Below are 11,877 nucleotides of genomic sequence, written 5' to 3'. Positions count from 1 at the left end.
CCGTCGCCACACGCTACGAGAAGACCGCCGTCAGCTTCGCCGGTGTCCTCTGCCTCGCCGCAACGCTCGATTGGCTCAAGTGACAACAGGCCCTAATATCTGCAATGGGTCATGACAAGCGGTGCAGGCTGTCGGATTGCGACCTAATACCCGACAGACAAGATCTTGATGTCCAACTCCTGCAATGGGTCGCGAGTAGCCCCTTGCATGGACAAGCTGACGGGATTTCAATCCTGGCCCTTCGCCGCCCGCTCGCGCGCGAGCAGTTCGGTCTTGCGCGCAGGCCCCCAGCGGTAGCCCGAGAGCGCCCCGTCCGAGCGCACCACCCGGTGGCAGGGAATCGCCACCGCGAGCCGGTTGGCGCCGCAGGCCATGGCCACCGCCCGCACCGCCGCCGGCTCGCCGATGGCGCGGGCGATCTCGGCGTAGCTCGCGGTCGCGCCCGCCGGGATGCGGCGCAGGGCCTCCCAGACCCGCTGCTGGAAGGCGGTGCCGCCGACATCGAGCGGCAGCGCGAAGGCCGCCCCCGGTTCCGCCACGAGGCGCACGACCGCGGCCACGGTGGCCGCGAAATCCGCCGCACCGGCCACGATCTCCGCCCGCGGAAAGCGCGCCGCGAGATCGCGCCGCAGCGCCGCTTCCTCGTCGCCGAGCAGGATCGCGCAGATCCCCCGCTCGGTCGCGGCCACCAGCACGAGGCCCAGGGCGCAGGGGCCGACCGCGAAGGACATGCGCTCGCCCGCCCCGCCCCGGCGATAGGCCGACGGGCGCATGCCGAGCCGCTCGGCGGCGCCCGCGTAGAAGCGACTCGGGGCGCCGTAGCCCGCCGCGTAGACGCTCTCGGTCACGCTTCTGCCCTGCGCGAGGCTGTCGGCGGCGCGGGCCGCGCGGTGGGCTTGGGCGTAGGCCCTCGGCGTCACGCCGGTGACCGCCTTGAAGATCCGGTGGAAGTGGAACGGACTCAGACCCGCCGCCCGGGCCAGCGCCTCGAGGGTGGGCGGCGTGTCCGCCGCCTCGATCAGCCGGCAGGCGCGGGTGATGTGTTCGGCCTGCCGCTCGGCCGGTGCGGGCTCGTCCGGCCGGCAGCGGCGGCAGGGCCGGAAACCCGCGGCCCGCGCCTCCGCCGGACCGGCGTGGAAGGAGAGGTTGTCGGGGCGCGCCGCCCGCGACGGGCAGCCCGGCCGGCAATAGACCCCCGTGGAGCGCACGGCGTAGACGAAGCGCCCGTCGAGGCCGGCATCGCGCGCGGCGACCGCGGCGCGCATCTGCGCCTCGGTGAGGGGTACCGCGTCGGGCGGGGCGATGGCGGGTTCGGCGAGCATGGGGCTCCTCCCGAAGAAGGTGGATGCGGCGATCCTGGCGCGACAAGGCGGCCGGCGCATCCCGTCCCTTGCTGTCGAATCGTTTTTTGCGTTCGCCCGCCCCGCATCTCAGGACGCTGGGGCGGGTCGGAGAACGGCGGAGGGCTCACGCCGCCGCGCGCCGCTCCACCATCCGCGCCAGATAGGCCGCGCCCAGCGGGATCAGGCTGTCGTCGAAGTCGAAGCTGGCATTGTGCAGGCCCGGCCCCGGCGTCGCCCCGAGCCAGGCATAGGCGCCGGGCACCGCCGCGACCATGTCGGCGAAATCCTCGCTGCCCATGCGCGGCACGGTGTCGGCCTCGACCTTCTCGGGGCCGAACAGCTCGGTGGCGATCTCGGCCGCCGCCGCCGCCTGCTCGGGATGATTGTCGAGCACCGAGAACACGTCGCGCAGATCGACCTCGATGGTCGCGCCGTAGGCCGCGGCGAAGCCCGCGGCCAATTCGCGGATGCGGGTCGCGATCAGCTGTCTCAGCGCCGCGTCGAAGGTGCGCACGGTGCCGGCCAGATGCGCGCCCTCGGGGATGACGTTGTAGGCCGCGCCCGCGTGGATCTGCGTGATCGAGACCACGGCGGATTTGAGCGGGCTGCTGTTGCGGCTGACGATCGACTGCATCGCCTGGGCCAGCCCCGTGGCGACGAGGATCGGGTCGATGCCCTGGTGGGGCATCGCCGCGTGCGCACCGCGGCCGGTGATGCGGATGTCGAAGAAATCGGCCGCGGCCATGATCGGGCCGGGCTTCACCTGCAGCACCCCGTGCGGCCCGTGGGGCGCGTTGTGGATCGCGTAGATTTCGTCGACGGGAAACTTCTCGAAGAGACCGTCGGCGATCATGGCGCGGGCGCCCCCTAAGCCCTCCTCCGCCGGCTGGAACACGAACACGGCGGTGCCGGCAAAATCCCGCGTCTCGGCGAGGTAGCGGGCGGCGCCCAGCAGCATGGTGGTGTGCCCGTCATGCCCGCAGGCGTGCATCTTGCCCGGCACGGTCGAGCGGTAGGGGAGGTTGGTCTCCTCGGTGATCGGCAGGGCGTCCATGTCGGCGCGCAGGCCGATCCGGCGCGCGCCCGGGCGCCCCTTGAGCACCCCGACCACGCCGGTCTTGCCCAAGCCCCGGTGCACCTCGATGCCGAACTGCTCCAGGTGCTCGGCGACAATGCCGGAGGTGCGGACCTCCTCGAAGCCGAGTTCGGGATGGGCGTGGAGATCGCGCCGCAGGGCGGTCAGCGCGTCGGCATAGGTGCGGATGCGGTCGATCGGGCTCATTCGCTTGCCTCTTCGCAGCCTCGCCGGAACGGCGACAGGGTCTCGTACTCGGCGATCGCCGCGCGGACGAAGCCGCGCTCCCGCTTCAGATAATCCTCGATCGCGCGGGCGAGCCCCGGATCGGCGATGTCGTGGGCCGAGTGCATCGGCACCGGGCGGTAGCCGCGGGCGAGCTTGTGCTCGCCCTGGGCGCCGGCCTCGACCCGCTTCAGGCCGCGGGCGATCGCGAAGTCGATGGCCTGATAGTAGCAGACCTCGAAATGCAGGAAGGGGTGATCCTCGATGCAGCCCCAGTTGCGCCCGTAGAGGGCGGTGTCGCCGATGAAGTTGATGGCGCCCGCGATCGGCCTGTCCCCGTTCCGCGCGATCACGAGCAGGATGCGGTCCGCCATGCGCTCGCCGATCAGCGCGAAGAAGCGGCGGTTGAGGTAGGGCCGGCCCCATTTGCGGGCGCCGGTGTCGCAGTAGAATTCGTAGAACGCGTCCCAGTCGGCCTCGGTGATGGCGGCGCCGGTCTTGTGCTCGACCGTGATCCCCCGGCTCAGCGCCTCGCGCCGCTCGCGCCGGATCGCCTTGCGCTTGCGCGAGGCCAGCGCCCCGAGGAAATCCTCGAAGCCGGCATAGCCGTCGTTCTCCCAGTGGAACTGCTGGTCGAGGCGCGCCAGCATGCCGAGGGCTTCCGCCTGCTCGGCCTCGCGCGGGCGCATGAAGGTGACGTGGATCGAGGAGGCCCCCGTCTCGCCCCGCAGGGCGCGCAAACCCGCGACGATCGCCGCGGCGGCCGTGTCGGGGTCCTCGCCCGGCGCGATCAGGAAGCGCGGCCCCGTCACGGGGGTGAAGGGCACGCTGACCTGGAGCTTCGGGTAGTAGCTGCCCCCGGCCCGCTCGTAGGCGTCGGCCCAGGCGTGGTCGAACACGTACTCGCCCTGGCTGTGGGACTTCAGATAGCAGGGCGCGGCGCCGACCAGCTTTCCCTCGCGCTCGACGCGGACATGCAGCGGCAGCCAGCCGGTGCGGCGGGTGACGCAGCCGGATTCCTCCAGCGCCGAGAGGAAGGCGTGGCTCAGGAACGGGTTGAAGCTCTCGTCGCCGGCGCCGAGCGTCTCGGGCGAGGTGGCGAGCGCGTCCCATTCGGCCGCGTCGAACCGGGCCATGCCCGGCACGGCGCGCACCTGCAGGACGGGCTCGGAAGCGTTCGCCGTCGCGGGGGTGGTCATGGCCGCCAACGTAGGGCGCCCGCGCGCGGATGTGGATAGTGCTTCGGGCCTGCGAGGCGCGACAAACTGGAACCTGCCGTCAGGCCTTTCTCCGGGCGCCGCCCCGGGATGCGGGCGAGGGGGCCTCCATCGCTGTGACTCGGGTGCCCGCGCCGCTTGATCCCGCCCCGGCGCCGCGCCCATATCGGCGGCATGTGCGGGCGCTTCTTCATCGGCCAGCCGCCGGAGGTCTACCGCGCCTCCTACGGCTACCCGGAACAGCCGAACTTCCCCGGCCGCTTCAACGTGGCGCCGACCCAGCCGGTGCCCGTGGTGCTGCGCGAGAGCGGGGAGCGGCATCTCCGGCTGATGCGCTGGGGCCTGTGGCCCGCCTGGCTCAAGGACCCGTCGGACTTTCCCGTCCTGTTCAACGCCCGCATCGAGACGGCGGCCGAGAAGCCGGCCTTCCGGGGCCCGATGCGCCATCACCGCTGCGTCTTCCTGGCCGAAGGCTTCTACGAGTGGCGCCGCGAGGGGAGCGGCAGGGCGGCGGCGAAGACGCCGTTCGCGGTGCGCCGGGCCGACGGCGCGCCGATGGCGCTCGCCGGCCTGTGGCAGCCCTGGATGGGGGCGGACGGCTCCGAGGTCGATACGGCGGCCATCGTCACCTGCTCGGCCAACGGCACCTTGAGCGCGATCCACGAGCGGATGCCGGCGATCCTGGCGCCGGAAGCGGTCGAGCCCTGGCTCGACGCGGCGGTGGATGCCCCCGAGGCCGCCCGTCTCTGCCGGCCCTGCCCCGACGACTGGCTGCGGCTCGATCCCGTCAGCGACCGGGTCAACAGCGTGCGCAACGACGATGCCGGGCTGCCCGAGCCGGCGGCACCGGCCCGGCCGGCGGCGCCCGCGCACCGGGGCGCCCCGGTGCGGGGAGCGGAGGTTCAGGGCGAGCTGTTCTGAGCCTCGGGAAGCGCCTCCTCCCCGAACCGCTCGGCGGCGTAGGCCTCCAGGCTGAACCGGTCGTCGGGCACGCGGAACATGAAGCGCTCGGCGATCTCGCTCAGCACGATGTCGGGCCGGACGCGCTCCACGTAGGACCAGTCGATCGACGTGCTCCAGACGAAATGCACCTCGGCGAAGGTCTCGGCGAGCATGATGGTCAGCAGGGTCGGCGCGAAATGCGCGTAGGAATCGCCGAACAGCACGAGGCGGCGCGGGTCGGCCGCGGCGGCGTTCCGGTAGATCACGTGCGAGCCGACATGGAGCGTGTCGGCCCGGCCCGCCGCCTCCCGCGCTTCCACGATCGGGCTGGCATGGACGCGTGACGCGTCGCGCTGGAGCGTGTGCAGCCGCGCCCGCTCGGTCCGGGGGGGATCGAAGCGGCTGCCGAGATCGCCCGCGAACGTGCTCTCGCTCGAGCCGCGCTCGGCCAGATCCGGGCAGGGCGTAGCCCGCAGCGAGCGGCAGATCTCGCGATAGGCGAGATGGCAGCCGGCGAAGGTCCAGTGGCTGTCGGTGCGGTAGAACAGCTGTGCGTCGTTGCGCGCCGCGCGCATCGGCGCGACGAGGTCGATGCAGGTCTCCCGCAGGGCGCGCGTGACCCGCCACGCCCTCAGCCAGGCCAGCGGACGGCGGCGCGGCAGGCCGCGCACCAGGCGGCGGGCGGGGGAGAGGCGCAGATCGACCGCGATCCCGTCCACGAAGCTCTCGTAGATGCAGAGCTTTTCCGGGACGACGACGTGGCGGTAGGCGAGGCCGAGCGCCCGCGCCCGGGCCGCGCGGGCAAGGAGCAGCCCCCGCCACAGCTCGGTCTGATGGGCCATGAAGCCCGATTCGTTGAACTGCGCGATGACGTTGTTGCTGCCGGCCACGACGAAGAGCCAGCCGTCCCGGCCCACATGAATGTGATCGGTTGCCGCGTCCGACACGGGGGCCCGTCCTTCCTCGACCATCTTCGCCCGGGGCGAACGCGGGAGCGCGTCCTCAGGTCCGCCGCAGGTTGACGATGAACTCGTCCCCGCCGGGATAGGGATCGTGCACCGCCGCGAGTTCCAGGGGCAGCAGGCCGAGGCTGTCGATCACCGCCCAGCACTGCCGGAAGGAGGCGACGGTGAACACGTTGCAATGGGCGTCGATATACTCCCCCGCCGCCGTCCGGCGGGCGGCAGCGAGGGCGTCCGCGAGGCGCGCCCGGTCGGGCAGGGCCGGCAGGTCCGTGCCGAGATGGAGGGGGGAGATGAAGGCGACGTGGTCGAAGACCTGGCGCGGGCTCGGCCGGTCGAGCCGGGCGATCCAGGCGTCGATCAGGTCGGCGGGCCGGGTCGGCTCGCGGCGGTGATCGAAGCAGCGCGAGCGCTCGGGCAGCGCCAGCGAGATCGTGCCGCCCGGGCGGATCACCTCGGCGAGATGGCCGAGCCAGCCGATGGGGTCGGCCACGTGCTCCATCACGTGGACCGCTACGGCGTAGTCGAAGGTCTTGCCGTCCGGGATGCGCGCCCGCAGCGAGCCGGAGGGCCACGCGTAGTCGACGGTCTGGATCCGGTCGAGATCGACCATCGCCGCCGGGCTGCCCTGGTACTTGGCCCGCAGCACCTCGGTCGGGGCGTGGTCGATATAGGCCACCGGCCCGCGCGCCTTCGACAGGGTGGGGCGGTCGAGGGGGCCGAGTTCGAGCCCGCTCATCGTCGTCGGGTCGATCCCGTTCAGCAGGCGGCTCAGGCGTTCGCGGTGATGGGTGTTGGGCGAGCCGTCCAGCGGCTGCCCGTCGGCGCTGCGCACCTCCAGCACGTCGGTCAGCGTCAGCGGCTCGGGATAGAGCACGACGAAGCCGCACTCGGCGGGAAGCCCCAGCGCGGTCAGGTCGTCGCGGCGGTGGTTGGGCGCGGCGCGCAGGAGATGCGTGCCGTTGACGAAGACGTCGACCGGGCTCGGCGCGCGCAGCGCGTCCACGCACCAGCCGGTGAGGAAGGCGGGCGAGCAGGCGTCGATCCGCCCCATCGCGGTGCGGACCGGGGCGCCGGACCGCCGCTTCCACCAGCGCCGCAGCGGCTTTGCCAACGCACTCGATACAACCGTGGGCAACCTTGCGTCTCCCGCCCCTCGGCCGGCCACGGCCGAGGGCTCCCCTACAGGTCTTAACGGTTCCAAGGCAACCATCCCCGATTGGGGGCTGCCCGGCTGCCGCCCGCCTCCCGGCAGGCGCGCCGGGGCGGCGATGTGCTACCGCTCGCCGGGGCGCGGATCGGCGGGGAGCGGGCTTGAGCGAGACGGAACCGGACGAGGCCGCAACGGACGCCGCCGCGCATGCGCGGCTGATCGAGGACAACCTCGTCCTCACCTGCGCGGCCGCGCGCCTCTACCGCGACGGCGGCTTTCCCGGCGAACCCGCCCTGCTCGACCGGCTTCGCGGGCGGGTCAGCCCGCGCACGCAGGTGCTCGGCGAGGTCTTTCCCGGCTTCCCCGGCCCGATCCCCGGGCCGCCGCAACTTCACGGCGGCAGCGATGCGTTCCGCGCAAAGCAGGCCGCGGCGCTCGCCGCCCCCCGGCCGCCGGGGCCGCCGACCGTGCTCTGCCTCTCCCGCGACATCCGGCTCGCGGGCAACGCCCTGTTCCTCGTCGAGGACGGCCGCCCATGCGTCCTCTTCGAGACCTACCGGCCGCAGGAGCGGCACGTCGTGCCCGGCCCCGGCCCCGACTTCCTGCGGGTGGACGAGACGATCGGAGGGGACGCCCCCGTCTTCCTCCTCAACTCGGCGGGCTCGTTCAATTACGGCCACTGGCTCATCGACGACCTGCCGCGCCTGCGCGCCCTGGCGCTGCTGCGGCAGGCCGAGCCGCGGGTGCCGGTCACGCTCGCGCTCGTCAGCTACTTCCCGCATATCGACGCGGCGCGGCGGCGCTCGATCCGGCTCCTCCTCGGTGACGACCCCGGCGTCTCGATCCGCTTCCTCGAGCGGGACAAGACCTACCGCTTCGCCGCGCTTTACCACGCCACGCCCTGCAGCCTGCCGAGTTCGGGCAAGTCGCCGGATGCGCTGCGCTTCCTCGCCCGGCAGGTCCGGCGGCGGACCCGCTTGCCGCGCTGGCTCTTCGGGCTGCGGTCCCTGGCCGGGGGGGGGCGGCGCCTGTTCGTCGACCGGCATCCGGGGCGGGGCCGGGCGCTCGTCAACCGCGAGCCCGTGCTCGCCCTGCTGCGCGGCCTCGGCTTCGAGGTCTTCGACCCGGAACTCGCCGACGTGCGGCGGCAGGCGGTGCGCTTCGCCGAAGCCGCCTGCGTCGTCGGCATCGCCGGGGCGGGCATGGCCAACACGGTGTTCTGCCGGCCCGGCATCCCGATCCTCCACCTCGTGCCGGAGGGCTGGGAGGACCCGTTCTACGCCGAACTCGCCGCGTCCGGCGGCCAGGACTACCGCGCGGTGTTCGGCCCCCGCAGCGCCAACGACTGGCCGGTGCACCTGCACGACTTCTCGATCGACCCCGCCGACCTGACGGCCGCGCTCGCGGGTCTGCGATAGGCGTCCGGGATCCCGGAGGCATCAGCCCTTCGGCGGGGCGCCGGGCTGGAACCCCGGCTTCCCTTCGACCCGGGCTCCGCCCCGGACCCGCGAAAAGGCTCGCCCTTTCGAAATCCGAGCCTCAGCGCGGGCGCCGCAGCGTCCGGGGCGCGCCCTTGCGCGGGTCCTTGCGGAACACGCCGACCAGCTCGACATGGCCCGACCACGCGAACTGATCCACCGGCGTGACCCGCTCCAGCCGGTAGCCGCCCGCGATCAGGATCGCGGCGTCGCGGGCGAAGGTGCCGGGGTCGCAGGCCACGCCGACGACGAGGGGCACCCGCGATTCCGCGATCCGGCGCGCCTGGGCCTCGGCGCCGGCCCGGGGCGGGTCGAACACCACCGCGTCGAGCGCGTCGAGTTCCGGCCCGAGCAGGGGGCGGCGGAACAGGTCGCGGGTCTCGGCCGTGATCCGCGAGAGGCCGGCGGCGGCGCGGGTGGCGCGGGTGAGGGCGGTGATCGACGCGGCGTCCCCCTCGGCCGCGTGGACCTCGATGCCCCGGGCGGCCAGCGCCAGGGCGAAGGGGCCGCTGCCGCAGAACAGGTCCGCGGCGCGCTTCACCCGCGGCTTGGCCCCCTCCATCGCCTCCAGCACCAGGGCGGTCAGGGCGGCCTCGCCGGCCTCCGTCGCCTGGAGGAAGCCGCCGGGCGGCGTGCCGCGCCGGGTGATGCCCGCGCCCAGCAGGGGCGGGCGGCGCTCGACCACGATGTCGCCGTGGATCGAGAGGCGGGCGAGGTCGAGTTCGCCGGCCAGCCGCGTGAGCACGCCGCGCACGCCCTCGCTCACGGCGCCGTGGCCGCGGATGTCGAGGTCGAGGCCGGCCTCGGTGGCGGTCGCGGCGACGTCGAGGGGCTTGCGGCCGTGCCCGAGCGGGGCGGCCAGCGCCTCCGCGACCGCCGGCGCCCGGTGCAGGCCCGGTACGGTGATCGGACAATGCGCGATGGGCACGAGCGCGTGGCTGCGCGCGGCCATCAGCCCGGCCCGCGCCCGGCCCTCGATCTCCCGCACGTGCAGGGTGATGCGGCGCCGGCCCGCTCCGTGCGCGTCGAGGAGCGGGGCGAGTTCCGTCTCGACGCGGGCCTGCGCCAGCGCCTGGGCCACGGTGCCGCGCTTCCACTCCGCGTAAGGGGCAGGGGCGAGGTGCTGCACGGCGCAGCCGCCGCAGGCCCCGTAATAGGGGCAGAACGGCGCGATCCGGTCGGGCGAGGCCTCCTCCACCGCGACGAGCGCCCCGATGCGGCCGGCCCGGCGCACCCGCACGCGCTCGCCGGGCAGGGCGCCCGGCACAGGCAGCCCGTCCTCGGCGATGCCGTCGCCGCGAGCGCCGAGCCGGGCGATGGCCATGGTCTCGACCGGCGCGTCGGCCGCATCGTCGGCTGCGGGCGCGGTCACGGGGTCAGCCATTGTGTTCTTCCGAAGGGGTGTGCGGAGGCGCGCGCCGGGCGGCGACCAGGAACTCGCGATTGCCGTCGCCGCCCTCGATGGGGGAGGGGATCGGCCCCGAAACGGTAAAGCCGAGGCCGACCAGCACGGCGCGCACGCCCTCGCAGACCTCGGCGTGAACCTCCGGGTCGCGCACGAGGCCGCCGCGCCCGACGCGCTCGCGCCCGGCCTCGAATTGCGGCTTGATCAGCGCGGCGATGGCCGCCTCCCCGGCAAGCTGCGCGGCGACCGCCGGCAGGACCAGCCGCAGGCCGATGAAGCTCACGTCGACGGTGGCGAGGTGCGGGGCCGGGGTGATCGCGCCCGGGGCGAGGGCGCGGATGTCGGTGCCCTCCAGGCTCGTCACCCGCTCGTCGGCGCGCAAGGCGGCGTCGAGCTGGTCGCGGCCGACATCGACGGCGTGGACATGGGCGGCGCCGCGCCGCAGCAGCACGTCGGTGAAGCCGCCGGTCGAGGCGCCGACATCGAGGCAGGGCAGGCCGGCGGGGTCGAGGCCGAAGGCGTCGAGGGCGGCGGCGAGCTTGAGCCCGCCGCGGGAGACGTAGGGGTGGGCGGCGCTGGCCTCGATCCGCGCACCCTCCCCGATCGGGTCGGAGGGCCGCGTGACGAGGCAGCCGTCGGCGGAGACGAGGCCGGCCTCGATCGCCGCCCGCGCCTGCGCCCGGCTGCGAAAATGACCGCGCTCGACCAGATACCGGTCGGCGCGCAGCCGCTGCCCCGTCATGCTGTCTCCTTCGGGCGGACCGACCCGCCGCCTCGTCCCGCTGCCTCGTGCCGACGGGACGGACCCGTCATCCCCGTCGCCGTCCCCTGTCGGAGCGCGCCGCCCCGCCTTACCTATAGCAAACGCCCCGGAAGGTCGTTTTTCGGCATGCGGGACGATGCGACAACGAACGACGGGTGCCCGCCGGCGACGGCGGTCACGGCTTTCCGGCACAGAGCCGGTTGCGAACACGAGACCATCCCGCGCCGCGGGAGGGTCGTCTTGAGCGGCCGGGGTTAATCTGGATCCCGGGCCGCCTCAAGCGTCCGCGCGGCGATGACAGGCCTCGGCCGAAGCGGCATATCGATCGGCCTGTCGACAGATCGGCAACGGAGACGATCAGCTCATGAGAGGTGCCATCATGCCAGGGGCGACGATGCCTGCCACCCGACGCATTCCCGTGCGTGCCCCCTTGGTCGCGGCGCTGCTCGCGGGCTTGGCCTGGCCCGCGCTCGCCCAGGACGCCAAGGAGGCGCCCAAGGAGCCGACCCCGCCGCCCGCCAAGTCGGAGGCGGCCGCCGCGCCGCAGACCTACGAGAGCGCGATCACCAACGGCAAGGGCGAGAGCATCGGCAAGATCATGATCCGCGACGGGGCGAACTCCCTGGTGATGCGGGTGATGATCGGGGCCGGCGGCCTGCCCCCGGGCTGGCACGGCATCCATTTCCACGCGGTCGGCGATTGCTCGGACACGGAGAAGTTCGAGAAGTCGAAGGCCCACGTGAATCACGACCAGAGCAAGCACGGCCTGCTCAACCCCGACGGGCCGGACGAGGGCGACCTGCCCAACGTCTACGCCAATGCCGACGGCTCGGTGAACGCGGAAGTCTCGAGCGAGACCCCGCTGACCGGCGAGGGGGGCCTGCGCGACGGCGACGGCTCGGCGCTGATCATCCACGCCAACGAGGACGACCACACGAGCCAGCCCATCGGCGGCGCGGGGTCGCGCATCGGCTGCGCGGTGATCAAGTAACTTCGGAAAAACCCTCCCCCTCTGCGGGGGAGGGTGCCTGCGGAGCAGGTGGGAGAGGGGCAGCGCGACAGTGCCGCTCTCGACTGGTGTCGTTCCAGCGGAAGCGGCGCTCCCCTCACCCGACCCCCTCCGGGGGCCACCCTCTCCCGCGGCGGGGAGAGGGAGAAGGGGCGTTACCGCTTCAGGTTCACCACGCTGCCCTCGCGCTGCGCGGGCTTTTCCGGCAGCGCGGCGCGGACGGCCTTGAGGATGCCCTCGGCGTCGAGCCCGGCCTCGGCGTACATCTTCTCCGGCTTGTCGTGATCCTGGTAGCTGTCCGGCAG

General features: G+C 73.4%; 10 protein-coding genes and 1 pseudogene. 4 read left to right on the top strand and 7 right to left on the bottom strand.

Features of this window, described 5'->3' with window-relative positions; genetic code table 11:
• Positions 1–83, top strand: a pseudogene (locus ACPCJR_RS26140) (IS5/IS1182 family transposase); the annotation flags it as partial.
• Positions 84–227: 144 nt separating this feature from the next.
• Here the strand turns inward: ACPCJR_RS26140 and ada are convergent.
• The 3 genes from ada to ACPCJR_RS26125 all read right to left on the bottom strand — a co-directional run bounded on the left by ada (position 228) and on the right by ACPCJR_RS26125 (position 3,842).
• Positions 228–1,322, bottom strand: coding sequence for a bifunctional DNA-binding transcriptional regulator/O6-methylguanine-DNA methyltransferase Ada (gene ada / locus ACPCJR_RS26135; protein WP_391516459.1), 1,095 nt, complete (start codon positions 1,320–1,322; stop codon positions 228–230).
• A 145-nt stretch (positions 1,323–1,467) separates the two neighbouring features.
• Positions 1,468–2,625: a M20 aminoacylase family protein gene (locus ACPCJR_RS26130; RefSeq protein ID WP_391516458.1), complete on the bottom strand. Its 1,158-nt coding sequence runs from the start codon at positions 2,623–2,625 to the stop codon at positions 1,468–1,470.
• Positions 2,622–3,842 carry a GNAT family N-acetyltransferase gene (locus tag ACPCJR_RS26125; protein ID WP_391516456.1) on the bottom strand — a complete coding sequence of 407 codons (1,221 nt, stop codon included), beginning with the start codon at positions 3,840–3,842 and terminating at the stop codon, positions 2,622–2,624. The genes ACPCJR_RS26130 and ACPCJR_RS26125 overlap by 4 nt, the downstream gene beginning before the upstream one ends.
• Before the next feature lie 192 nt (positions 3,843–4,034).
• Here ACPCJR_RS26125 and ACPCJR_RS26120 point away from each other — a divergent pair, with 192 nt between their 5' ends.
• Positions 4,035–4,781 carry an SOS response-associated peptidase gene (locus tag ACPCJR_RS26120; protein WP_391516460.1) on the top strand — a complete coding sequence of 249 codons (747 nt, stop codon included), beginning with the start codon at positions 4,035–4,037 and terminating at the stop codon, positions 4,779–4,781.
• Here ACPCJR_RS26120 and ACPCJR_RS26115 read toward each other — a convergent pair.
• Both ACPCJR_RS26115 and ACPCJR_RS26110 read right to left on the bottom strand, forming a co-directional pair.
• Positions 4,763–5,749, bottom strand: coding sequence for an alginate O-acetyltransferase AlgX-related protein (locus tag ACPCJR_RS26115; RefSeq protein ID WP_391516454.1), 987 nt, complete (start codon positions 5,747–5,749; stop codon positions 4,763–4,765). The genes ACPCJR_RS26120 and ACPCJR_RS26115 overlap by 19 nt on opposite strands.
• 55 nt (positions 5,750–5,804) lie before the next feature.
• Entirely contained in the window at positions 5,805–6,878 is a 1,074-nt protein-coding gene (locus ACPCJR_RS26110) for a class I SAM-dependent methyltransferase (protein WP_391516452.1), read from the bottom strand.
• Positions 6,879–7,078: 200 nt separating this feature from the next.
• On the opposite strand from ACPCJR_RS26110, the gene ACPCJR_RS26105 reads away from it, so the two are divergent.
• Positions 7,079–8,335, top strand: coding sequence for a glycosyltransferase family 61 protein (locus ACPCJR_RS26105; protein ID WP_391516450.1), 1,257 nt, complete (start codon positions 7,079–7,081; stop codon positions 8,333–8,335).
• Between the two features lie 121 nt (positions 8,336–8,456).
• On the opposite strand, the gene ACPCJR_RS26100 is transcribed toward ACPCJR_RS26105, so the two are convergent.
• Positions 8,457–9,779: a class I SAM-dependent RNA methyltransferase gene (locus ACPCJR_RS26100; protein WP_391516448.1), complete on the bottom strand. Its 1,323-nt coding sequence runs from the start codon at positions 9,777–9,779 to the stop codon at positions 8,457–8,459.
• Entirely contained in the window at positions 9,772–10,542 is a 771-nt protein-coding gene (locus ACPCJR_RS26095) for a TlyA family RNA methyltransferase (protein WP_391516446.1), read from the bottom strand. The genes ACPCJR_RS26100 and ACPCJR_RS26095 overlap by 8 nt, the downstream gene beginning before the upstream one ends.
• Positions 10,543–10,942: 400 nt before the next feature.
• Here ACPCJR_RS26095 and ACPCJR_RS26090 point away from each other — a divergent pair, with 400 nt between their 5' ends.
• Positions 10,943–11,554, top strand: coding sequence for a superoxide dismutase family protein (locus ACPCJR_RS26090; RefSeq protein ID WP_391516444.1), 612 nt, complete (start codon positions 10,943–10,945; stop codon positions 11,552–11,554).
• Positions 11,555–11,877 lie beyond the last annotated feature (323 nt).

This window comes from Methylobacterium sp. NPDC097929, from assembly GCF_049543375.1.
Taxonomy (GTDB): domain Bacteria; phylum Pseudomonadota; class Alphaproteobacteria; order Rhizobiales; family Beijerinckiaceae; genus Methylobacterium.
The sequence above is the reverse complement of the archived record's forward strand: the minus strand, read 5'-3'. Positions and strand labels throughout refer to the sequence as shown.

What these genes read in the sequence shown, in the direction of transcription:
- ACPCJR_RS26120 (WP_391516460.1), top strand. Translation starts at nt 4,035, where the DNA reads ATGTGCGGGCGCTTCTTCATCGGCCAGCCGCCGGAGGTCTACCGCGCC.
- ada (WP_391516459.1), bottom strand. Translation starts at nt 1,322, where the DNA reads ATGCTCGCCGAACCCGCCATCGCCCCGCCCGACGCGGTACCCCTCACC.
- ACPCJR_RS26130 (WP_391516458.1), bottom strand. Translation starts at nt 2,625, where the DNA reads ATGAGCCCGATCGACCGCATCCGCACCTATGCCGACGCGCTGACCGCC.
- ACPCJR_RS26125 (WP_391516456.1), bottom strand. Translation starts at nt 3,842, where the DNA reads ATGACCACCCCCGCGACGGCGAACGCTTCCGAGCCCGTCCTGCAGGTG.
- ACPCJR_RS26090 (WP_391516444.1), top strand. Translation starts at nt 10,943, where the DNA reads ATGCCAGGGGCGACGATGCCTGCCACCCGACGCATTCCCGTGCGTGCC.
- ACPCJR_RS26095 (WP_391516446.1), bottom strand. Translation starts at nt 10,542, where the DNA reads ATGACGGGGCAGCGGCTGCGCGCCGACCGGTATCTGGTCGAGCGCGGT.
- ACPCJR_RS26100 (WP_391516448.1), bottom strand. Translation starts at nt 9,779, where the DNA reads ATGGCTGACCCCGTGACCGCGCCCGCAGCCGACGATGCGGCCGACGCG.